Consider the following 21,113-nt stretch of genomic DNA (forward strand, 5'->3'; position numbering starts at 1 on the left):
GCCTGAAATTGTGATGCGATAACAAACCCTCAGTACCCCTTATAGGGGTCAGCAAGTACTGACCCCTATGGGGTCTGAGCAAACCACTAGTTTACTAGTGGTTATGATTCAGCAGATGAACATGGCGTCGCCAAAGCTGAAGAACCGGTACTTTTCCTCTACGGCCTGGCGGTAGGCATTGAGAATGTTTTCCCGTCCGGCCAGAGCAGAGACCAGCATCACCAGGGTGCTTTCCGGCAGATGGAAATTGGTGATGAGAGCATCCAGGCCTTTGAAGGTGTAGCCGGGATAGATAAAGATATCGGTATTGCCTGTGCCTGGGTGGGTCACATGGTTTTCATCGGTGACCGTTTCCAGGGTGCGGCAGGAGGTGGTACCCACGGCGATGACCCGGTGGCCCGATTGCCGGGTCTGGTTGATGATTTCCGCCGACTGGGGGGTGATGAAATACTGTTCCGAATGCATCACATGGTCGGTGATTTCCTCTTCTTTCACCGGGCGGAAGGTGCCCAGGCCCACATGGAGGGTGACGGGGGCAAAGACCACACCTTTTTCCCGGATACGCTCCATCAGCTCCGGAGTGAAATGAAGCCCGGCCGTGGGGGCGGCAGCGGAACCAGGTTCCCGGCAATAGACCGTCTGGTACCGGTCCGGGTCGGAAAGGTGCTCTTTGATGTAGTGGGGCAGGGGCATTTCCCCCAGCTCCTCCAGAATCTCCAGGAAGATGCCTTCATAGCGGAAGGAGATGATCCGGTTGCCCGTTTCCAGCACTTTGTCGATGGTGGCAGTGAGCCGGCCGTCGCCAAAGGTGATGTTGGCCCCTTCTTTCAGACGGCGGCCGGGATAGACGATGCACTCCCAGCGGCCCTCTCCCAGGTCTTTCAGAAGCAGCACTTCCACCGCGCCGCCGGTGCCGGTTTTTTGCCCATAGAGCCGGGCAGGAATGACCTTGGTGTCGTTGATCACCAGGCAGTCGCCCGCCTGCAGATAGTCGATGATGTCATAAAAATGCTTGTGCTGCACCTGGCCGGTCTTTTTGTCCAGCACCATCAGCCGGGAGGTGTCCCGTTTTTCCAGGGGGGTCTGGGCGATCAGTTCTTCGGGAAGGTCGTAATAAAAATCACTTTTTTTCATAATCCTTATGCAGCAGGTCCTACCTGCACTCCTGTAAAATAAAATTTGATGATATCCTCATAGGAAAATCCCGCGTTGGCCATACCATTGGCTCCCCACTGGCTCAGGCCGATATGGTGGCCGTTGCCCGTACCGGTGACGGTGTAGGTGCCGCTGCTGGCCCTGGCTTTTTGAAGGGAAGGAATAGAGACTGTGCCGGAACCGGTGATGGCAGACAGGCTGCCGGAAGATACCGAACCAATGATCCCGCCGGAGCCGATGGCGTACATTCCTGAAAGGGAAGAGAAGGGCTGACCGTTGATGGTGAAGCCATCCACACTGCCTGAGCCGGGATCCGATGAGCCGGAAATGGTGTAGCGGTGGCTGAGAATGGAGACGCCATAGGCCGAGCTGTTGAGAATGGAGCGGGCACTGGATTTGGAAAAGACCAGATCCTCGCCGCTTTCCTGTTCTACCGTCAGAGAATCCACATTGCCATGGGAGGTGGTGTGGCTCACATACACATTGGTCACATTGCCCACCGAATACCCCTTGCTGCGCAGAATGGCAGCCACCGTTTCATTGGTGAAAGTGGCGCTCCAGTTGATGGGGTTTGTGAGATAGGTGTCCTCCACGCCCCGGAGATAGGGAACATAGGAAGTCCAGATGTTCTCCACATCCTCGGTGGCTCCGCCGCTGGAAGCGTGGTAATAGGCCTGGGCGACCTGGCCGTCATAAAGGATATACTGGCCATAGACGGCGTCCACAGCGCTGTCCGAAGCGGCTGTGGCGGCGTTGGTGCCCTGATAGACCTGGCAGTCGGTGGAATTGCACAGGTCAAAGCCCTGGGAAGAGTGCTTGCCCAGGCTGTTCATGGAATAGGACTTGGCGCACAGGGCCTGGGCCTTCAGGGCTTCCGCAGGCCAGGAGGCGCTCATTTCATAAGGGACGACTCCTTTTACATAATCGGTAAGCCCCACCACATTGATGACCGTCAGGTCGTTGCCCTGCATCCGCTTGTATTCAAAAGCGCCGTAGTATTTGAAGCCCTTGAACCAGGTCTGGGTTTTGGAGGCTCCCATGGGCTGAATGCCCAGGTAGTTTCCGCCGCTGTCCAGCTCAAACAGGATGGTGTTGGTGCCGGTTTTGGTGACGGTATAGCAGCTTTCGCTGTATCCGCACACATTCACCGACCCGGCCTGGGCCGAAACGGCACTTTGGGCCGCCTGGGCCTCGGAAGTGGAGGAATACTGGCCGATGCGCACCACATAGCTGCCGTTGACATAGGCCGGAAAGGCGCCCAGAGAGGAGAGGGATTGGGCAAAATTCTGGGCTTCCGATGCCGAAGAGAAGGTGCGGCTGGTTTGCAGGTGATAGGGCCGGATAACGGTATGATAAGAGGCAGGGGCCACATCATAATAGTCCTTTTCTCCATTGATATAAAGCTGCTTGTCCTTGACCACGGTGATCTCCACTGTGGAGGTCTCCAGCAGGGAGGTGAATTGGTCTCCGGAAAAATACCCCAGACGGTAGCCGCTTCCATAGCCGGTCACATTTTGCAAATTGGCGGCAGGCAGGGCATTTGTGCCATAATACAGGCCGATGCGCAAGGTGGGATCGGCGGCCACAGCCCGGGCCGGGGGAGCAGGCAGCCAGGAAACCAGCAGAAGCAGAGCCAAAAAGAAGGAAAGAATGGATTTTTTTCGTTTGTTCATGTGTTTTCTCCCTATACGCTAGCGAAACATACACAAAAATTATACCGCAAATTCTTTTTTGATTCAACCACTGGCAGCACTTGCTGGAAACTGGCTTATTTTGTATAATAAAAGAAAGGAATGCAAACCGATTCACTCTTTTTCATAGAGACAAGGAGAAATGATATGAAATTGACTTTTATTGGCGCTGCCCATGAAGTCACCGGCAGTTGCAGTCTGCTGGAGGTGAATGGGCAGAATGTGCTCATCGACTATGGCATGGAGCAGGGACAGGACACCTATGTGAATATTGGCTTGCCCATTGCTCCCGGCCAGGTGGACATGGTGATCCTCACCCATGCCCACATCGACCACGCCGGGCTTTTGCCCCTTTTGTACCGCCAGGGGTTCCGGGGAAAGGTCCATGCCACCACAGCCACTTGCCAACTGTGTGACATCATGCTGCGGGACAGCGCCCATATTCAGATGTTCGAAGCGGAATGGCGCAACCGGAAGGCACGCCGTTCCGGCGGGGAAGAGTATGTGCCATTGTATGAAATGGAGGATGCCCAAGGGGTGCTGGAGCTGTTCTGCCCCCATCCTTATGAGAGCCGGTTTACCGCAGCCCCAGGAGTGGATGTGCGCTTTGTGGACGCCGGACATCTGCTGGGTTCTTCCAGCATCGAGCTGTGGCTTACCGAAGAAGGGGAGGAACGGAAAATCGTCTTTTCCGGAGACATCGGCAACACGGGAAAACCCATTCTGAAGGACCCTCAGTACATCCTCCAGGCCGATTTTGTGGTGATGGAATCCACCTATGGCGACCGGAGCCATGGGGAAAAGCCCGATTATATCACCGCCCTGACCCAGGTGCTCCAGGAGACTTTTGACAAAGGCGGCAGTGTGGTCATTCCCTCCTTTGCGGTGGGACGCACCCAGGAGCTTTTATATTTCCTTCACAAGATTCGCCGGGATGGGTTGATCCGGGGCCACGACGACTTCCCCGTCTATCTGGACAGCCCGCTGGCCATTGAGGCTACCCACATCTATCGGGAGAATATGCTGGGCAATTTTGACGAAGAAGCCATGGAAATGGTGCAGCGGGGAGAAAATCCCCTGACTTTTCCCGGCCTGATTACCACGGTGACGGCGGAGGAATCCAAAGCCATCAATTTTGACGAACGGTGTAAGGTGATTCTGTCGGCCAGCGGGATGTGTGAAGCGGGACGCATCCGTCACCATTTGAAACACAATCTGTGGCGGCGGGAAAACACCATTCTGTTTGTGGGCTATCAGGCCAAAAACACCCTGGGCCGGGCGCTGTTTGACGGAGCCAAACGGGTGCGGCTGTTCGGGGAGGACATCCAGGTGAACGCCCACATCAAAAGCCTGGCGGGCATCAGCGGCCATGCCGATGTGGACGGCTTGATCCGCTGGCTTCAGTATTTTTCTCCCAAGCCCCGGCTGGTGTTTGTCCAGCACGGAGAAGCCCAGGTGTGTGAGCAGTTTGCCGAGCGGCTGCGTGCCCAGCTGCATTATGCCGCCGAAGCGCCGTACAGCGGCTCCACCTACGACCTTCTGAATGGGGCCTGGGCCCATCTCCATCCGCCGGTGCTGGTGCCGGTGCGCCGGGGCAAGCAGAAGCCCTCCCCGGCCATGGCCCGGCTCAAGGCCGCTTTGCAGCGGCTCACCGATCTGGTGGAACGAAGCCAGGGAAGAGCCAACAAGGATCTGGCCCGTCTGGCCGACCGCATCCAGGAACTTTGCGACAAATGGGAGAAATAAACCGATGAATATCACTTTTTATTCCATGGAAAAGCTGCGCCGCCAGCTGGAAGAAAACCAGGAGGAGTTTATCGCTTTCTGCGAGGAGGAAAGCCGGGAAAAGCCCCGCAAATTGGCCCGGCAGCTGGCAAAACACAAAGGACAGCCTGTGGTGCTTCTTTGCGGACCCTCCGGCTCGGGCAAGACCACCACGGCAAACCGGCTGGCAGAAGAGCTGCATGCTTTGGGCTTTCCCGCCCGGGCCATTTCCATGGATCACTATTTCCTGCCTGCCATCAACCCCAATGTGCCTCGGGACAAAAACGGAGAGATCGATTTTGAATCCCCCCACCGGCTGGATATCCCTTTGCTTTCCAAACAGATGGAGGATATTTTCGCCTGCCGTCCCATTTATGTACCTTATTATGATTTCCCCACTCAAAGCCGTAAGCCGGGGTTTTTGTTTCAGCGCCAGCCCGATGAGTTTGTGATCTTTGAAGGCATCCATGCGCTGAATCCTTTGGTCACCGGAGCGGCCCTGGATTTTTCCAGCCGGATCTATATCAGCGTGCGTACCCGTCTGCGCTTTGAAAACGGGGAGTGTCTTCACCCCTCCCATATCCGCCTGATGCGCCGCCTGCTGCGGGACAGCCGCTACCGGGGCCGCAGCTTTTTGGAGACCATGGATCTTCTGCCTTCGGTGACGGCCGGGGAGGAAGACCACATCCTGCCCTTCAAGCGCTTTGCCGATTATGAGCTGGATTCCTTTGTGCCCTATGAGGGAGCGGTCTATGCCGGTCTGCTCACAGAAACCAATCTGCCCTCCCATCGCCTCACCGGAAAGCTCCGGCGGTTTTTACGGTTTCTGCCTTCCCTTTCCCAGGAGAGTGTGCCCGGCGATTCCCTTTTGAGGGAATTTATCGGCGGCCTGGAGGATTGATTTTTTTCCTGGGCTCTTTTATGAGGGAGCGGGATGTGCTATAATCAGACTGTTGCGGCCCTCTGGCCGCCAGAAAGGATGAGCTTTTGATGCAGCGACATGAAATTTGGAAAATCATCGATGAACGGCAGGAGGACCTGATCCGCTTTTGTCAGGATATCATCCGCATCCCTTCGGAAAACCCTCCCGGCGATGTGGAGGATGTGACGAAGTTTATCTGCGATTTCCTGGATACATACCATATCCCTTATGAAATCGTCCGCCCGGTGCCCGGCTGTCCCAACATTCTGGCCACCTTTGGCAAAAAAGGGGGCAAGCGGGTGGTGTTCAACGGCCACTGCGATGTGGTGCCCGCCGGGGACGAAAAAAAGTGGGATTTCCCGCCCTATTCCGGGGAGATCAAAGACGGCCGTATTCTGGGAAGAGGGACTTCCGATATGAAGTGCGGTCTGGCTTCCTCCCTCTTTGCCATTGCCATGCTGGCTCAGCACAACGCCGAGCTGAGCGGTGAGATTCTGTATACCATCGTGCCCGATGAAGAGACCGGCGGATACCATGGCACCCAGTGGCTCTTTGAGCATGGATACATCAAAGGGGACTGGGGCATTGTGCCCGAGCCCACCGGTTTTGACAACATCGAAGTGGGGCAGAAGGGCAACCTGGGCATCCATCTGACCCTTACCGGCCGCAGCGCTCACGGGAGTCTTTCTCCTTATGTGGGCCAAAGCGCCGTGGAGGACATGATGGAGCTGTGTCTGGCCCTCCGGGAGCTGCGGGAGATCCATGGCAGCTACGATGGAGAGATCGCCCAGGTGATGGAGGTGTCCAAACAGGCCATCCGGGACATCCAGAAGGTGCCCGGGGTGGAAAACTGCATGGATCATGTGACGGTGAATTTCGGCGTCATCCAGGGCGGCACCAAGTACAATATGGTGGCCGACAGCTGCCAGGTGGATATCGATTGCCGAGTGCCCATCGGCGTGGACGGTGAGCAGGTGCAGCAGAAGGTGGCCGAAATCATCGGGCGTCTGGGCCTTGCCCACCGGTGCAAAGCAGAGTACCGGGGCGGCCGTACCGGAAACTATTGCTCTATCCATGACCCCATCGTCCTTTCGGCCCGGCGGTGCGCCAAGGAGCTGATGGATATCGACCTGATCGCCGCTTATCAGTGGGCCAGCAGCGACACCCGTTATTTCCGGGACGCGGGGATCTCCACCATCCAATATGGCCCTTCCAATGCCGAAGGCATCCATACCTATAATGAGACAGTGGATGTGAAAGATGTGATCTCGGCCTGCAAGATGTACGCCGGCATGATCCTGGATCTGATCGGCTGATGGAAGCAATGCCAAAAAGCGCCGGCAAGGCGCTTTTTTGGTGAAGAAAGGAGCAAATATGGAATTGTTCGCCCTTTTGGTCCTGGTATTTCTGGTGCTTGTGATGCTTTTTTTGCTGGTTTTCCAGCAAAAAAAGCTGGGTGATCTGGCCCGGCAGCTGGAAAACCGGAAGGAAAAGGAGGAGCTGGCCGCCCTTGGGGCCAGGATGGAGACTCTGCTTTCTTCCCAGGGGCAGGTTTTGGGGGAGCAGCTGAATGTATTGCGGCAGCAGCAGGCACAGCAGGGAATGCAGACCGAGCAAAAGCTGGAAAACCTGCGGCGTACCCTGAGCTTTTCTTTGGATCAGGTGCAGCGGCAGAACCAGCGGCAGCTGGATGAGATCCGCGCCACCGTGGATGAAAAACTCCAGACCACCCTGGAGAAAAAGCTGAACGACTCCTTTGCCATCGTCAGCCAGCGTCTGGAACAGGTCTACAAGGGCCTGGGAGAGATGCAGACCCTGGCCGTGGGAGTGGGGGATCTGAAAAAGGTGCTGAGCAATGTAAAAACCCGGGGCACTCTGGGAGAATTGCAGCTGGGGGCCATTCTGGAGCAGATCCTGGCGCCGGAGCAGTACGCCCGGAATGTATGCACCAAAAAGGGAAGCGCCGCTGTGGTGGAGTTTGCCATCAAACTGCCGGGAGACGGAGAAAAGCCGGTGTGGCTGCCGGTGGATTCCAAATACCCGGGAGATGCCTATGAGCAGCTGCTCTCGGCTTATGACACAGGAGATGCCCAGCAGGTGGAACAGGCCCGCCGGGTGCTGCGGGACCGTCTGCGCAGTTTTGCAAAAGACATCCATGATAAATACATCGATCCCCCGGGCACCACCGACTTTGCTCTGATGTTTTTGCCAGTGGAAGGGCTGTATGCCGAAGCGGTGCGCCTGGGCATGATTGAGCAGCTGCAAAAAGAGTTCAAAGTCAACCTGGCCGGGCCCACCACCACCGCTGCTTTGCTCAACAGTTTGCAATTAGGCTTCCGCACTCTGGCGGTGCAGAAGCGCTCGGCAGAGGTGTGGAAGGTGCTGGGGGCGGTAAAGAGCGAGTTCGGGAAATTCGCTTTGGTTCTGGAAGGGGCCCAGAAGCGGCTGAACCAGGCCAATGAAGAGCTGGACAAGCTGGTGGGCGTGCGCACACGGCAGATCCAGCGGACGCTGCGGGATGTGGAGCTGCCTACAGAAAGCCAGGAAGAATGTTTATCCATTGAAGGAGGAGACCATGTTTAAAGTAATCAAGCAGGAGGGGCGAGCCCGGCGGGGCGAATTTACCTGTCCTCATGGCACCGTCCAGACCCCTGTTTTTATGAATGTGGGAACCCAGGCCGCCATCAAGGGCGGACTGTCTGCCAAGGACCTGCGGAGCATCGGCTGCCAGGTGGAGCTGTCCAACACCTACCATCTTCATGTGCGTCCCGGGGATGATGTGATCCGGCAGATGGGAGGACTGCACAAGTTTATGGGGTGGGACGGCCCCATCCTCACCGACAGCGGCGGGTTCCAGGTCTTTTCCCTGGCCGGGCTGCGGAAAATCACCGAAGAAGGGGTGCGCTTTGCCGCTCACACCGACGGACACCGGATCTTTATGGGCCCTGAGGAAAGCATGAAGATCCAGTGGAATCTGGGCAGCGATATTGCCATGGCCTTTGATGAGTGCATCGAGAACCCCTCGCCTTATGACTATGTGAAGGCATCCATCGCCCGTACCGTCCGCTGGCTGGAACGGTGCAAAAAGGAGCTGCACCGGCTTCAGCAGCAGGAGGACACCATCAACCCCGGCCAGGTGCTCTTCGGCATCAACCAGGGCGGTACTTATACCGATCTGCGCATTGAGCACATGAAGCAGATTGCCCAGCTGGATCTGCCGGGCTATGCCATCGGCGGCCTGGCCGTAGGGGAGCCCACCGATGTGATGTATGAAATCATTGAGGAGCTGGATCCCTATATGCCGGCGGATAAGCCCCGGTATCTCATGGGGGTGGGCACGCCCTCCAACATCATCGAAGCGGTGGCCCGTGGCGTGGACTTTTTCGATTGTGTCATGCCCGCCCGCAATGCCCGCCATGGACATCTGTTCACTTCCCAGGGCATCATCAACATCAAAAACGCCAAGTACCAGCTGGATGACGGCCCTATCGATCCTCAGTGCCAGTGCCCGGTATGCCAGGGCTATTCCCGGGCCTATCTGCGCCATCTGTTCAAGGCGGAAGAAATGCTGGCCATGCGCTTTGCCGTTACCCACAACCTGTATTTCTATAACCACCTGATGCAGCAGATAAGGGATGCTCTGGATCAGGGAACCTTTGAAGCCTTCCGGCGGGAAAACAGCGAAAAACTGGGCAAACGCATCTGACAGCCTGGGATTGGGGCTTGTCACAAGAAGAAAAATGCAGTATACTTTCTATACTGTTTATCATCAGGAGGATGCCGAACCATGGAATGGACCGCCTATATCTGGATTGTAGCCACCTTTGCCATTTTCTATCTTTTGCTCATTCGCCCCCAGCAGAAGCGGGAGAAAAAAGAGCGGATTATGCGCAATTCCCTGGAGGCCGGGGATCATATTGTCACCATCGGTGGGATCGTGGGCAAGATCATCTCGGTGAAGGAAGATGAGATCATCATCGAAACCGGCGCTGACCGCACCAAGCTCACCATGAAAAAATGGTGTGTGCAGTCCAAGGAAACCCAGGACGAGGAAAAAAAGTAAAATCGTACTGAAAAAAGGACTTCCCTCATAAAGATACCATGTATCTTGATGGGGGAGGTTTTTTTATGCCGGAAAACAAGAAAAAAGAAAACAAGGGTGTGCTGGCCGTGGGCCGTTTGTTTGCTGCCGCCGCAGGAGGGAGCCTGTGTGTCATCGCACTTTTATGGATCATGGCATTTTCCCTTTATTCCGGGGTGATTCCCGGGGAATATCTGTCCCTTTGCCCCTATCTGGCCATGGGGATCGGAGGAATGCTGTGCGGTCTCCTGTCCGCCCGTTTCCCCAAACGGCTGTATGGCGCTTTGGGAAGCGCCGCCTTGATGACAGGGTTTTTCCCTTTGGTGGGGATGCTTCTGCCTGGTGCAGCCTTCCATTTGCCTGGTGGAGCCTTGGTGCTGGTCATCACTCTTTGCTGCTCTGCTTTGAGCAGCATCGTCCTGTCTCTTTTTCGCTGAGAAAAGAAAAAGGTCCACCGCAAAACTGCGGCGGGCCGAGCGTGTCGAAAAAGTGGCGAAAGCCACTTTAGGGGGTTTTGCAAGGGGCTGTATGCGCGCCTTTGGCGCACACTTGCCCCTTGAGAAGTGCAAAAAGCCACGCACAGGTCGCGGCTTTTTGCGGATTGATGAGAAGTAGGACGAAAGGGCCTCTCACACGACAAGGGTTTTTTGACAGTCTGAGGTCCGCCGCAAAACTGCGGCGGGCCTTTTGTGCTGATTTTTTACCTTTTTACCGATAGAGGGCGTTGAACACCAGCTTGAAAGTGCCGTGGGTCTGGCAGCGGTGCTGGGGTGCAAAACCATAGAGCACCACTTCGCCCTGGCCGCAGCGGGCCTGGAGCAAAGCAGGGGTCCCGGCGATCAGCTTTTCACCGGTGAGCAGACCGCTTTGCAGCACATCCTCCTTGGCATACCGGGCAGCCACCTGATACTGCTGGGCATCAAATTTTTCTCCAATAGCCAGAACAGGCCCGTTCCAATGGAAGGCCAGAGCCTTCTGAGGCATGCCGTAGCACAGGGGGTTCTGGGTATCCAGCTCCATATGCAGGGTGGAGCCGTGGGTGTTGAACTCCTTTGGGGAAAGACCTTTGGCCAGATTCTTTACCTTCAGGCCGCAGGCTTCGGCCGCAAAGTCGCAGGACTGGTTGAAGGCCAGGAGTTTTCCGCCTTTTTCCACAAAGGAACGGATGGCGCTCATGCCTTCGGTTCCCAGACCGCTTTGTTTTTCCGGCGGCTGTTTGCCGATGTACTGCATCATACCTTCAAACTTGGGAGAGCCGGCATAGTGCATTACGCCGTAGAGCATCTCATAGGAATCGCTGGGCAGAATGAGCACATCAAAATCCTTCAGCCTGCCGTTTTTGATATCGGCGTCAAACACCGTGGTATAGGAATAGGCCATGTTGTCGAAGAGCAGCCGGGTCCAGCCTTCGTCGGCATTGCCGGTGAAGAAGCGCTGGTACATGGCCACCCGCAGGGGCTTCAGCGGGGTCATCTGAGGATAGGGCTTTTCCACCGGCCGGACAGTGGCCTGGGCGGCATCAAAGATGGGGGCCAGCTTTGTGATGTCCCCTTCCACATAGAAATCGTGCCAGGGGCAGGTGTCGATGCGCCACACCGGGAAGCCCTGGGCCAGAAGCAGATTGGCTGCATGATAGCCCCGGTTCTCCTTGGCCGAGATCACATAGCCCGCCGCCTGAGAAAGGGAAGTGAGGGGGATGCAGTCCAAAGCGGTGAAGGGAGCAAGCTCTCCTTCCACCGGCGCGCCAGCCGGGATGACCTGCACGCCCATGTATTCCGCCACAGTATCGCTGGCGGTGTCAAAGGCAGTGAGGGCATCCTGCATATCCCGGGTCCAGAAATTGTCGGGGTAGAGGGTGCGGGCCAGCAGATTCATCACAACGCCCATCTTGGGCTGGGCCAGAGGAATCACATAGGTGCCCTTGGGATAGCAGACGGCGCCCACCGACAGATCGGATGCGGCCCGCTTGATCTCGATGCCCTGATCCAGCAAAATCTTCAGCAGGATGCGCAGCACGCCCCGGTCGAACTGGTTTTCCGGAATGAGGAAGGCCTGCTCATGGCTTTCGCCGCCCCGCTTGGTCTGGCGCAGCGCCTTTTGAGTCATATTGTAAAGGATCTGCTCCCGGTTTTTGGCCATGGTGTCCAGCACGGTATAGGCGGCGCAGTACTGGCGCTTGACGATGTCCTGGAGACGCCACCATCCGCCGGGCCAGGGATGGGTGAAGTGGACCTGGGGTCCATAGAAGGGGGTGGATTTATCGTTTTCGCATTCCAGCTGATCGGGATGGATATAAAGGGGGGTGGCCAATTTGGCATTGGCGCTTTCGCTGAGCATACCGGCGATGTTATGGCTGTTTGTGATCCAGTGGTAGCCATAGTGGCCCCAGCCGGGGAATTGGGACATCATGGAAGCGCCGGACAGATCTTCCTGCTCCATGCGGTAGCACATATTGGCTCCATAGAGGGACAGCTCGTTATAAACCAGAGGATCGGTGTAAGGTCTCACAGGGTTTTTATAGGGCGGCACGAAAATGCGGGCCCCGTAGCTGCCCATGTGGTGATGGTCAAAATAGGACTGGGGTGTCCATTCCTTGAACAGAATGTCGCCCACATACTGAGATTCCACGATGTTATGGGCAAAGGCGTCCCGGTTGTTGTCGTGGCCGGTGTATTTATGGTAGAGAGAGGGATAGTTGCAGCCTTCATAGGGGGTGTCCAGGGTGGAGTTATACCAATCGGTGACCATGATCTGGCCGTCGGGATTGAAGCAGGGCACCATCACCAGCACCACATTCTGAAGGATATTCAAAATCTCCGGGCTGTCGCCGGTAAGCAGGTCATAGGCCAGCAGGGGAGCCATTTGGGTGCCGCCGATTTCGGTGGCATGAAGGCTCATGCTCTGCACACTCACCGCTTTGCCCTTTTTCACCAGACCCAGGATCTCTTCCTGGGAAAGGCCCCGGGGATCGGCGATGGTCTGGTTGATCTGACGCAGCTCTTCCAGATGGGCGAAGTTTTCCGGGGATGTGATGATGACCTTCAGGAAGGGATTGCCCTCGGTGGAGGGGCCCATTTCGGTCACCTGGATCCGGTCGGACTGACTGCTGAGTAGTTTGTAGTATTCCACGATCCGGTCCCAGCGGGCGATCTTCCGGTCGGCCCCCAGGTCAAAGCCGAAAAACTCTTTGGGAGATGTGATGGTTTGCATCGTTGCTGACCTCCTTGTGTTTTCAAATCATAGAATGGGGAAGGGAAAACCCATCCCATCTGAGGATAGCACAACACTGCACAAAAAACAATGGGAAGCCCCTTTGTTTTCTCCATTTTTTGCACAAAAGCTCCTGATGGAAAGAGAGAAAAGAAGGAGGTTTACAGAAAATAGTTTACAGAAATCTAAAATCCCCTTGCATCAGGGAAAAAACCAGATATAATGAAAGAAAGGCATTTTTTCTTTTTTCTCGCCATATAGATGGGCGAGGTGAAAAAAATGTCTCCAGGAAGAATGAAAAAAAAGGACTTGCCGCCCCTTCCTATGCTGCTCCTTGCCGGATGCCTTTTGCTGGGGGCTGCGGCCGGATGCATCTGGATGGTTTTTTTCCAGAAAGAAGGGGCCGGGGCCCCTTCTCTGGAACAATGGGCCGGAGAAGGACGGCTGTGGCTGTTTTTCCGTCTGCTGGGGGGCTTTCTTCTCTATCTGCTGCCCCTGTTCTGCTGCGGCTTTTTTTCCCTGGGGGCCTATGGAGTGCTGATTCTTTTCGCCGCCCGGGGATTTACTCTGGCCTGCTGGGTGGGGGCCTTCTGCCGGGATTACGGCCTGAGCGGCTATGCTGCGTCTTTTTTGCTGGGGGCGGGGGGCGCGCTGCTCACCACCCTTTGCATGCTGGAACTGGGGGAGCGGGCCATGGGCCAGGCCTTGCAGATGGGGCCGGGAAGAAAGGGAAGGCGCCGCCGGAGGATGGGGCGACGGCCCATTTCACCGGACTATCTGCCCACTTTTTTGCTTTGTCTGCTGCTCTGTCTGGTATATAGCTTTCTGGGCAGCTTGCTGGCCCCCTGGTTTTGCCGGGCCGTCCTGGCCTTTGTGGGATAAAAAGGAAGAGGAAAAGAAAATGGACAGCCGGTTTGATGCTTTTCTTTATTATCTGAAACAGAATACCCCGGCTTCTCCCCATACCAGCCAGGTCTATCTGCGGGATGTGGCGGCGCTGGATACCTTTTTGGGTTTGGGGGAAGATGGGGATTATGGGTCTGTCACCTTGCCTCAGCTGGAGGAATACTTTGAAGAGCTGAAACAGCGGGGCCGTTCCCCGGCCACTCTGGCCCGCATCCGTTCCTCTTTGGCCCGGTATTATGCTTTTCTCATGGCCCAGGGCCTGGCGGCAGAAAATCTGCCCCGGCGTCTGACGGTGGAGCGGCGCAAAGGGAAGCTGCCCTCTTTCCTCACCCTGGAGCAGGTGCGGTGTCTTCTGGCATCCCCCCAGGGAGATTCCTTTGCCGCCCGGCGGGATCGGGCCATGTTCCATGTGCTCTATGCCACCGGCCTGAAAAGTGCCCAGCTCACCGCTCTCAACACAGACCAGGTGCTGCCGGAGCGGGGGCTGCTCTATGTTCCAAAACGGCAGGAGCCTTATTTGCCCCTGTATCCCCAGGCTATAAAGTCTTTGCAAGAATATCTGGGTCCTTGCCGGGATGGAGTTCTGCGCCAGGCAGGGGAGCCGGCCCTTTTCCTCAGCGCCGCCGGAAAACGGCTGACCCGTCAGGGGTTATGGAAAATTCTAGGGAAGAGGGGAGAGGAAGCCGGTATTTCCCTGCCGGTGACACCCCAGCTGCTGCGAACCTCCCTGGCTGTTCATCTGGCGGAAAAGGGGGCTGCGGCCCAGGATGTAAAGGCCCTTCTGGGGCTGGATGACCCGTACTGGGTGCAGGTATATTTCCGGGCCCTGGAAGGGGAAGCGGGAGAACGCTACCGCAGACTGCACCCTCTGTCCCGATGACCACAGAACAAAGGAGCATTGTTATGGCAAACACCACAAAGCAGGCCCTGGAGCAATCGCTGAAAAAGCTGATGCAGGTCAAGGCCCTGGACAAGATCACTATCCGGGATATCACCACCGATTGCGGCATCAGCCGCATGGCCTTTTATTATCACTTCAAGGACATCTATGATCTCATCGAATGGGTGTGCATCGAGGATGCGGGCCGGGCCTTACAGGGGAAAAAGACCTATGACACCTGGCAGGAAGGGCTGCTGCAAATTTTTGAGGCCGTGCTGGAAAACAAGGTCTTTGTACTGAATGCCTACCGGTGCATCAGCAGGGATCAGATGGAGCGTTTTCTCCATAAGCTCACCTACGACCTGATCCGGGGCGTGGTGGAGGAAAAGAGCCAGGGAGTCAAAATCTCCCTGGAGGACAAATCCTTTATTGCCGATTTCTACAAATACAATTTTGTAGGGATCATGCTGGATTGGATCCGTCAGGGGATGACCGCCGATCCAAAGGTGATCGTTGAGAAGATGAGCACTACCCTGCAAGGCGCCGTGGCCCACTCCATCCAGAACTTTGCAGAAAAAAAGTGAATTGCTTTACAAAAAGGGCGGGATGAACAAATTTTTATCACCTGGCCCTTTTTGTAAATGGTATTGTGTACCCAAAGGGGGTAGGATAAGGACAGAAAGAAAAACAGAAAGGCAGGTCCTTATTCTATGGATAAAAAAACAACGGCCAGGATGGCTGCGGCGGCCGCCGCACTCACCGGAGCAGGAGCAGCTGTCATGCTGGCAAAGAAAAAGAAAAACAACCAGACGGAAGCCCCATCCTGTCAGATGCCGGACCGCAGCGACTGGCAGAACACCGAGCGGGGAAAGCAGGAGAAAAACAGCAAGGGCATTTATTATTCCAATGGCAACTACGAAGCCTTTGCCCGGCCGGAAAAGCCGGAAGGAGTGGAGGAAAAAAGCGCCTATATCGTAGGCAGCGGCCTGGCCTCTCTGGCGGCGGCCTGCTTTTTGGTGCGGGATGGTCAGATGCCTCCTTCCCACATTCATATCCTGGAGGCCATGGATGTGGCCGGCGGCGCCTGCGACGGCATCTTTGACCCCAGCCGGGGCTATGTGATGCGGGGCGGCCGGGAGATGGAAAACCATTTTGAATGTTTGTGGGATCTGTTCCGTTCCATTCCTTCTCTGGAAAAGCCGGGGGCCTCGGTGCTGGATGAGTTCTACTGGCTCAACAAGCATGACCCCAACTATTCTCTCTGCCGGGCCACCGTCAACCGGGGCCAGGATGCCCACACCGACGGCAAATTCAACCTGAGCCAAAAAGGATGTATGGAGATCGTCAAGCTCTTTATGACCCCCGACGAAGATTTGTACGACAAAACCATCGAAGATGTGTTTGATGATGAGGTCTTTTCCTCCACCTTCTGGCTTTATTGGCGCACCATGTTCGCCTTTGAGAACTGGCACAGCGCCCTGGAAATGAAGCTCTATTTCCAGCGCTTCATTCATCACATCGCAGGCCTTCCCGATTTCAGCGCCCTGAAGTTCACCCGGTACAACCAGTATGAATCCCTGATCCTCCCCATGCAGAAGTATCTGGAGGAAGCGGGGGTGGACTTCCAGTTCGGTACCCAGGTGACCAATGTGCTCTTTGATATCAAAGAGGGGAAGAAGGTGGCCACTGCCATCGAGTGCAAGGTGGATGGTGTGGAAAAAGGCATCCTGCTCACCGAGAAGGACCTGGTGTTCGTCACCAACGGCTCCTGCACCGAAGGCACCATTTACGGCGATCAGGATCACGCTCCCAATGGGGACGCCGAAGTGCGCACCAGCGGTTGCTGGAACCTTTGGAAGAACATTGCAAAGCAGGACCCGGCCTTTGGCCGTCCGGAGAAATTCTGCTCTGATGTGCAGAAGACCAACTGGGAATCGGCCACCATCACCACGCTGGACGACCGGATTCTGCCCTATATCACCAACATCTGCAAGCGGGATGTCCGCACCGGGAAGGTGGTCACCGGCGGCATTGTCAGCTGCCAGGACTCCAGCTGGCTGCTCAGCTGGACCATCAACCGGCAGGGCCAGTTCAAAGAGCAGGATGAGGAAAAGGTCTGCGTGTGGGTCTATGGCCTGTTCACCGATGTGCCTGGCGACTATGTGAAAAAGCCCATGAAGGACTGCACCGGCAAAGAGATCACCCAGGAGTGGCTCTATCATCTGGGCGTGCCGGTGGAGGAGATTGACGATCTGGCGGAAAACAGCGCTCAGTGCGTCCCCACCATGATGCCCTATATCACCGCCTTCTTCATGCCCCGGCGGAAGGGGGACCGGCCCGATGTGATTCCCGATGGCTGCGTCAACTTTGCCTTCCTGGGTCAGTTTGCCGATACCCCCCGGGATACCGTGTTCACCACCGAATACTCAGTGCGCACCGCCATGGAAGCGGTGTACGGACTGCTGGGCGTGGATCGGGGCGTGCCCGAAGTGTGGGGCAGCGTTTACGATGTGCGGGAGCTGCTGCAAAGCTCGGTGCATCTGATGGACGGTAAGTCCCCCCTGGAGGTCCGGCTGCCCGGGCCGCTGGAATTGCTGAAAAAGCCGCTGCTCAAAGTGGTTTCCGGCACAGTAGTGGAGAAACTGATGCGGGAGGCCGGTGTCATCCAGGACTGGATGTAAAAATTCCATGCGTACAAAAACTGCGCCGCGATGAAGCGGCGCAGTTTTTTGCATAGGACAGTGATTTAGTTTTCGCCGAAGAAGAGGGCCAGGTCCTCTTCTACGGTGCCGATGCCGGAAATACCGAAATTTTCCACCAGCACTTTCGCCACATTGGGACTGAGGAAGGCGGGAAGGGTGGGGCCCAGATGGATGTTCTTCACTCCCAGGGACAGCAGAGCCAGCAGTACGATAACCGCTTTTTGCTCATACCAGGCGATGTTGTAGACGATGGGAAGAGCGTTGATATCGTCCAGCCCGAAGGCCTCTTTCAGCTTGAGGGCAATGAGGGCCAGGGAATAGCAGTCGTTGCACTGTCCGGCGTCCAGCACCCGGGGGATGCCGCCGATATCACCCAGCGGCAGCTTGTTGTAACGATACTTGGCGCAGCCTGCGGTGAGGATGATGGTGTCCTTGGGAAGCTCCTGGGCAAACCGGGTGTAGTATTCCCGGCTCTTCTGACGGCCATCGCAGCCGCCCATCACCACGAACTTTTTCACAGCGCCGCTTTTCACTGCTTCTACCACCTTGTCCGCCAGAGCGAACACCTGCTCATGGGCAAAACCGCCCACGATCTCGCCCTCTTCCAGCGGTGTGGGAGGAGGACAGTTTTTGGCCATCTGAATCAGAGGGGAGAAGTCCTTTTTTTCGCCGATGCCGCCGGGAATGTGGGGGCAGCCGGGGAAACCGGCGGCGCCGGTGGTGAAGAGTCTTGCTTTGTAGCTGTCCTTGGGCGGTACGATACAGTTGGTGGTCATGAGGATGGGACCCTGGAAAGCTTCAAATTCCTCCCGCTGCTTGTGCCAGGCATTGCCGTAGTTGCCCACGAAATGGGGGTATTTCTGAAAAGCGGGGTAATAGTGGGCGGGGAGCATCTCTGAATGGGTGTACACATCCACGCCGGTGTCCTTTGTCTGCTCCAGCAGCATTTCCAGATCCCGCAGATCGTGGCCGGAGATCAGAATGCCCGGGTTTTTCCCTGCACCGATATTGACCTTTGTGATCTGGGGATTGCCATAGGCCTGGGTGTTGGCCTTGTCCAGAAGGGCCATGCCCTTGACGCCGTAGCTGCCGGTCTCCAGGGTGAGAGCCACAAGGTCATCTACAGCCAGGGTGTCGTCCAGGGTGGCGGCCAGTGCCCGCTGGAGGAAAGCGTCCACTTCTTCGTTTTCCTGGAGCAGGGTGTTGGCGTGTTCCATGTAGGCGGAAAGGCCCTTGACGCCATAGGTGATCAGTTCACGCAGAGAACGGATGTCCTCATGCTGGGTGGAGAGTACCCCCACCTGCCGGGCTTTTTCTTCCCAGTCTCCCGTCCCGTCCCACAATGCGGCCTTTGGCAGCATAGAGGGGGTTTTTACCTGGCCCAGCAGGGCGGACTTGGTTTCCAGTGTGGAGCGGATGCGCTCCTGGATCCGTTCTTTATCAAAATTGGCGTTTGTGATGGTGGTGAACAGGTTGAAGGTAATGAGATGGTTCACCTGCTTGCTCACCGGCTGGCCTTCCTTCCGCAGAGCAGTGGTCACGGCAGAAAGTCCCCGGGTCACATAGACCAGAAGGTCCTGCATGGCGGCTACATCGGGCTGCTTGCCGCAGACACCGGCCTGGGTGCAGCCGGTGCAGCCGGCGGTCTCCTGGCATTGATAACAAAACATTTTTTCCTTCATGGCAAGGCTCCTTTGCTTGGAATGTTAGAAAATGACGACCAGCAGCATTTTGAAGGCTTCTTCCCCATAAACTGCATGGGGATGACCTGCTGGCATAACAATGGACTGGCCTTCCTTCAAAAAATATTCTTCCCCGTCAATGGTGATTTTACCCACACCTTCCAAGCAAGTGACAAAGGCGTCACCTTCCGAGCGGTGGGTGCTGATCTCTTCTCCCTTGGCAAAAGAGAACAATGTGACGCTGACAGCGTTGTTCTGGGCCAGGGTGCGGCTGACCACCTGTCCTTCCTGGCAGGGAACCAGCTCCCGCAGGGTCACGATTTCCTCATGGGGAATGTTTTTGATTTTTTTATCCATAAAAATACCTCTTTCTGTTCAGTTTGTCTTGTCCAGGATCTTTCCATCCACCGACAGAGTGACCACCTGCCAGGGGATAAACTTGCCGCTTTGCTGAAGAGCCTTTTTTGCCGCCATTTCCAGACCGCCGCAGCAGGGCACTTCCATGCGCAGAATGGTAACGCTCTGGATGTCATTGTGAGCGATGATCTGGGAGAGCTTTTCGCTGTAATCCACATTGTCCAGCTTGGGGCAGCCGATGAGAGTCACTTTGCCTGCCATGAAATCCTGATGGATGCCTGCATAGGCATAAGCGGCGCAGTCGGCGGCAATGAGCAGCTTGGCTCCGTCAAAATAGGGGGCGTTCACCGGGGCCAGCTTGATCTGACAGGGCCATTGGGCCAGCTGGGAAACCCTTTCTCCGGGCGAGGAAGGGGAGTGGGCCGCCGGAGCCGGGCGGGAAAACTGGCGCATTCTTTGGCCGGGGCATCCCCCGTGGGCCTGCTGGTTTTGCTGTTTTTTCTTCATGTTCTCCTTTACAGCCTGCTCGTCATAAGCCGCGGCTTCCCTTTCCACAAAAGTGATGGCGCCGGTGGGGCAAGCGGGCAGGCAATCCCCCAGACCGTCGCAGTAGTCGTCCCTCAGAAGCTGAGCTTTGCCGTTCACCATGCCGATGGCTCCTTCGTGGCAGGCCTGGGCACAGGCGCCGCAGCCGTTGCATTTTTCCTGGTCTATTTCAATGATCCGTCTTTTCATTTTTTCATCGCTCCTTCTTGATTGGATGAACTCAGTATAGTACAATTCAGAAAAAAAGTATGTGGTTAAAACAACGAAATGGGGGATTTTTATGAAAATGCCCAGTCACGCCATGTTTGCCGGCATCACCCAGGAGGAATATGAAGAGATGGTCCGGCGAGGGTGCATCCGTTTGGGGGATTATCCCAAGGAGGAGGTTTTGCTTCGCACCGGGGACAAAACAGAGGAATTTGGCATTTTGCTTTCCGGGAAAATACACATTGAAAACATGGATCTGTGGGGCAACCGGATGATTCTTCACAGCATTCTCCCCGGCGGAGCTTTCGGCGAGACCTATGCCTTTTGCCAGACACCTATGATGGTGGATGTGGTGGCCGTGGAGCAAAGCCAGGTGCTATGGGTGCGTCTGACAGCGCTGCTTGCGCCTTCCAATGAAAAGGAGGACTGGTACCATAAATTGCTGCGCAATGTACTGATTTTGTCCACCCAGAAGAATCTGGCCTGGTCCAGCCGGATCTTCTGCATTTCGGCCAAAACCATCCGGGGAAGGGTGATGACCTATCTTTCCTCTGAGGCACTCCGCAGAGGAAAACGGCAGTTTACCATTCCCTTTGACCGGCAGCAGATGGCCGATTATCTCAATGTGGAGCGCAGCGCCCTTTCCAAGGAGCTGGGGAAGATGCAGCGGGAGGGAATCCTGATTTTCCGGAAAAACACATTCTGTTTGCTGAAAACGGCGGGGGAATGGTAAAAAAGCCCCACAGGACCGGTAAGCCCTGTGGGGATAGATGGTGACAAGGTGTTTTGCTTTACAGAATATTTTTGATTTTTGGCGAAAAAGGTCAAAAGAGAAGATGGAAAGCTAAAAAACCTTACAGCGATTGATTTTCCTGAATTTTTTCTGGATTCTCTGCTGGATTTTCCCCATCATTTTCTTCTTTTCGGGGCGGCGGGGAAAAATGGGCCAGGGGACTGTGAAGGGCGGCCTGCTTCATGTTTTCATCGGTGACATGGGTGTAGATCATGGT

General features: G+C 55.9%; 18 protein-coding genes. 12 read left to right on the top strand and 6 right to left on the bottom strand.

Annotated elements, in window-relative coordinates; translation table 11 throughout:
• Nucleotides 1–108: 108 nt before the first annotated feature.
• A complete protein-coding gene (gene queA / locus H6A25_RS11610; protein WP_204752287.1) occupies nucleotides 109–1,134 on the bottom strand; it encodes a tRNA preQ1(34) S-adenosylmethionine ribosyltransferase-isomerase QueA in 1,026 nt (341 codons plus the stop codon).
• A 5-nt stretch (nucleotides 1,135–1,139) separates the two neighbouring features.
• A complete protein-coding gene (locus H6A25_RS11615; protein ID WP_204752288.1) occupies nucleotides 1,140–2,828 on the bottom strand; it encodes a SpoIID/LytB domain-containing protein in 1,689 nt (562 codons plus the stop codon).
• A 165-nt stretch (nucleotides 2,829–2,993) separates the two neighbouring features.
• On the opposite strand from H6A25_RS11615, the gene H6A25_RS11620 reads away from it, so the two are divergent.
• The 7 genes from H6A25_RS11620 to H6A25_RS11650 all read left to right on the top strand — a co-directional run bounded on the left by H6A25_RS11620 (nucleotide 2,994) and on the right by H6A25_RS11650 (nucleotide 10,050).
• The gene (locus tag H6A25_RS11620; protein ID WP_204752289.1) at nucleotides 2,994–4,592 is read left to right on the top strand and encodes an MBL fold metallo-hydrolase RNA specificity domain-containing protein; all 1,599 of its coding nucleotides are present in this window, start codon (nucleotides 2,994–2,996) and stop codon (nucleotides 4,590–4,592) included.
• A 4-nt stretch (nucleotides 4,593–4,596) separates the two neighbouring features.
• Nucleotides 4,597–5,511 carry a nucleoside kinase gene (locus H6A25_RS11625; protein WP_204752290.1) on the top strand — a complete coding sequence of 305 codons (915 nt, stop codon included), beginning with the start codon at nucleotides 4,597–4,599 and terminating at the stop codon, nucleotides 5,509–5,511.
• 89 nt (nucleotides 5,512–5,600) lie between these two features.
• Nucleotides 5,601–6,848: a M20 family metallopeptidase gene (locus H6A25_RS11630; protein WP_204752291.1), complete on the top strand. Its 1,248-nt coding sequence runs from the start codon at nucleotides 5,601–5,603 to the stop codon at nucleotides 6,846–6,848.
• A gap of 58 nt (nucleotides 6,849–6,906) precedes the next feature.
• Nucleotides 6,907–8,115, top strand: coding sequence for a DNA recombination protein RmuC (locus H6A25_RS11635; protein ID WP_204752292.1), 1,209 nt, complete (start codon nucleotides 6,907–6,909; stop codon nucleotides 8,113–8,115).
• Complete coding sequence (gene tgt, locus H6A25_RS11640; RefSeq protein ID WP_204752293.1) at nucleotides 8,108–9,238, top strand: tRNA guanosine(34) transglycosylase Tgt; 1,131 nt, start codon at nucleotides 8,108–8,110, stop codon at nucleotides 9,236–9,238. The genes H6A25_RS11635 and tgt overlap by 8 nt, the downstream gene beginning before the upstream one ends.
• Nucleotides 9,239–9,319: 81 nt before the next feature.
• On the top strand, nucleotides 9,320–9,595 hold the full coding sequence (yajC, locus tag H6A25_RS11645; RefSeq protein WP_204752294.1) for a preprotein translocase subunit YajC: 276 nt from the start codon (nucleotides 9,320–9,322) through the stop codon (nucleotides 9,593–9,595).
• 65 nt (nucleotides 9,596–9,660) lie between these two features.
• Nucleotides 9,661–10,050: a hypothetical protein gene (locus tag H6A25_RS11650; protein WP_204752295.1), complete on the top strand. Its 390-nt coding sequence runs from the start codon at nucleotides 9,661–9,663 to the stop codon at nucleotides 10,048–10,050.
• A 271-nt stretch (nucleotides 10,051–10,321) separates the two neighbouring features.
• On the opposite strand, the gene H6A25_RS11655 is transcribed toward H6A25_RS11650, so the two are convergent.
• The gene (locus H6A25_RS11655; protein ID WP_204752296.1) at nucleotides 10,322–12,823 is read right to left on the bottom strand and encodes a M14 family zinc carboxypeptidase; all 2,502 of its coding nucleotides are present in this window, start codon (nucleotides 12,821–12,823) and stop codon (nucleotides 10,322–10,324) included.
• Between the two features lie 294 nt (nucleotides 12,824–13,117).
• Here H6A25_RS11655 and H6A25_RS11660 point away from each other — a divergent pair, with 294 nt between their 5' ends.
• The 4 genes from H6A25_RS11660 (at nucleotide 13,118) to H6A25_RS11675 (ending at nucleotide 17,290) form a co-directional block, all read left to right on the top strand.
• Nucleotides 13,118–13,705 (top strand): hypothetical protein, encoded by a 588-nt coding sequence (locus H6A25_RS11660; RefSeq protein WP_204752297.1) that lies wholly within the window; start codon nucleotides 13,118–13,120, stop codon nucleotides 13,703–13,705.
• A gap of 19 nt (nucleotides 13,706–13,724) precedes the next feature.
• A complete protein-coding gene (locus tag H6A25_RS11665; RefSeq protein ID WP_204752298.1) occupies nucleotides 13,725–14,609 on the top strand; it encodes a tyrosine-type recombinase/integrase in 885 nt (294 codons plus the stop codon).
• A 23-nt stretch (nucleotides 14,610–14,632) separates the two neighbouring features.
• A complete protein-coding gene (locus H6A25_RS11670; protein WP_204752299.1) occupies nucleotides 14,633–15,193 on the top strand; it encodes a TetR/AcrR family transcriptional regulator in 561 nt (186 codons plus the stop codon).
• A gap of 126 nt (nucleotides 15,194–15,319) precedes the next feature.
• Complete coding sequence (locus tag H6A25_RS11675; protein ID WP_204752300.1) at nucleotides 15,320–17,290, top strand: oleate hydratase; 1,971 nt, start codon at nucleotides 15,320–15,322, stop codon at nucleotides 17,288–17,290.
• A gap of 65 nt (nucleotides 17,291–17,355) precedes the next feature.
• Here the strand turns inward: H6A25_RS11675 and hcp are convergent, their stop codons facing one another.
• The 3 genes from hcp to H6A25_RS11690 are packed head-to-tail and all read right to left on the bottom strand — an operon-like array spanning nucleotide 17,356 to nucleotide 20,085.
• Complete coding sequence (gene hcp / locus H6A25_RS11680) at nucleotides 17,356–18,993, bottom strand: hydroxylamine reductase (RefSeq protein ID WP_204752301.1); 1,638 nt, start codon at nucleotides 18,991–18,993, stop codon at nucleotides 17,356–17,358.
• Between the two features lie 24 nt (nucleotides 18,994–19,017).
• Nucleotides 19,018–19,350, bottom strand: coding sequence for a cupin domain-containing protein (locus tag H6A25_RS11685; protein WP_204752302.1), 333 nt, complete (start codon nucleotides 19,348–19,350; stop codon nucleotides 19,018–19,020).
• A gap of 18 nt (nucleotides 19,351–19,368) precedes the next feature.
• The gene (locus tag H6A25_RS11690) at nucleotides 19,369–20,085 is read right to left on the bottom strand and encodes an ATP-binding protein (protein ID WP_204752303.1); all 717 of its coding nucleotides are present in this window, start codon (nucleotides 20,083–20,085) and stop codon (nucleotides 19,369–19,371) included.
• A 91-nt stretch (nucleotides 20,086–20,176) separates the two neighbouring features.
• Here H6A25_RS11690 and H6A25_RS11695 point away from each other — a divergent pair, with 91 nt between their 5' ends.
• On the top strand, nucleotides 20,177–20,836 hold the full coding sequence (locus tag H6A25_RS11695; RefSeq protein WP_204752304.1) for a Crp/Fnr family transcriptional regulator: 660 nt from the start codon (nucleotides 20,177–20,179) through the stop codon (nucleotides 20,834–20,836).
• Nucleotides 20,837–21,113: the final 277 nt, after the last annotated feature.

It is taken from the genome of Intestinimonas butyriciproducens, assembly GCF_016901775.1.
Taxonomy (GTDB): domain Bacteria; phylum Bacillota; class Clostridia; order Oscillospirales; family Butyricicoccaceae; genus Pseudobutyricicoccus.

Coding starts and splice junctions, on each gene's coding strand:
- tgt (WP_204752293.1), top strand. CDS start 8,108: ATGTTTAAAGTAATCAAGCAGGAGGGGCGAGCCCGGCGGGGCGAATTT.
- H6A25_RS11670 (WP_204752299.1), top strand. CDS start 14,633: ATGGCAAACACCACAAAGCAGGCCCTGGAGCAATCGCTGAAAAAGCTG.
- hcp (WP_204752301.1), bottom strand. CDS start 18,993: ATGAAGGAAAAAATGTTTTGTTATCAATGCCAGGAGACCGCCGGCTGC.
- H6A25_RS11665 (WP_204752298.1), top strand. CDS start 13,725: ATGGACAGCCGGTTTGATGCTTTTCTTTATTATCTGAAACAGAATACC.
- H6A25_RS11675 (WP_204752300.1), top strand. CDS start 15,320: ATGGATAAAAAAACAACGGCCAGGATGGCTGCGGCGGCCGCCGCACTC.
- H6A25_RS11650 (WP_204752295.1), top strand. CDS start 9,661: ATGCCGGAAAACAAGAAAAAAGAAAACAAGGGTGTGCTGGCCGTGGGC.
- H6A25_RS11690 (WP_204752303.1), bottom strand. CDS start 20,085: ATGAAAAGACGGATCATTGAAATAGACCAGGAAAAATGCAACGGCTGC.
- H6A25_RS11615 (WP_204752288.1), bottom strand. CDS start 2,828: ATGAACAAACGAAAAAAATCCATTCTTTCCTTCTTTTTGGCTCTGCTT.
- H6A25_RS11655 (WP_204752296.1), bottom strand. CDS start 12,823: ATGCAAACCATCACATCTCCCAAAGAGTTTTTCGGCTTTGACCTGGGG.
- H6A25_RS11620 (WP_204752289.1), top strand. CDS start 2,994: ATGAAATTGACTTTTATTGGCGCTGCCCATGAAGTCACCGGCAGTTGC.
- yajC (WP_204752294.1), top strand. CDS start 9,320: ATGGAATGGACCGCCTATATCTGGATTGTAGCCACCTTTGCCATTTTC.
- H6A25_RS11635 (WP_204752292.1), top strand. CDS start 6,907: ATGGAATTGTTCGCCCTTTTGGTCCTGGTATTTCTGGTGCTTGTGATG.
- H6A25_RS11660 (WP_204752297.1), top strand. CDS start 13,118: ATGAAAAAAAAGGACTTGCCGCCCCTTCCTATGCTGCTCCTTGCCGGA.
- H6A25_RS11625 (WP_204752290.1), top strand. CDS start 4,597: ATGAATATCACTTTTTATTCCATGGAAAAGCTGCGCCGCCAGCTGGAA.
- H6A25_RS11630 (WP_204752291.1), top strand. CDS start 5,601: ATGCAGCGACATGAAATTTGGAAAATCATCGATGAACGGCAGGAGGAC.
- H6A25_RS11695 (WP_204752304.1), top strand. CDS start 20,177: ATGAAAATGCCCAGTCACGCCATGTTTGCCGGCATCACCCAGGAGGAA.
- H6A25_RS11685 (WP_204752302.1), bottom strand. CDS start 19,350: ATGGATAAAAAAATCAAAAACATTCCCCATGAGGAAATCGTGACCCTG.
- queA (WP_204752287.1), bottom strand. CDS start 1,134: ATGAAAAAAAGTGATTTTTATTACGACCTTCCCGAAGAACTGATCGCC.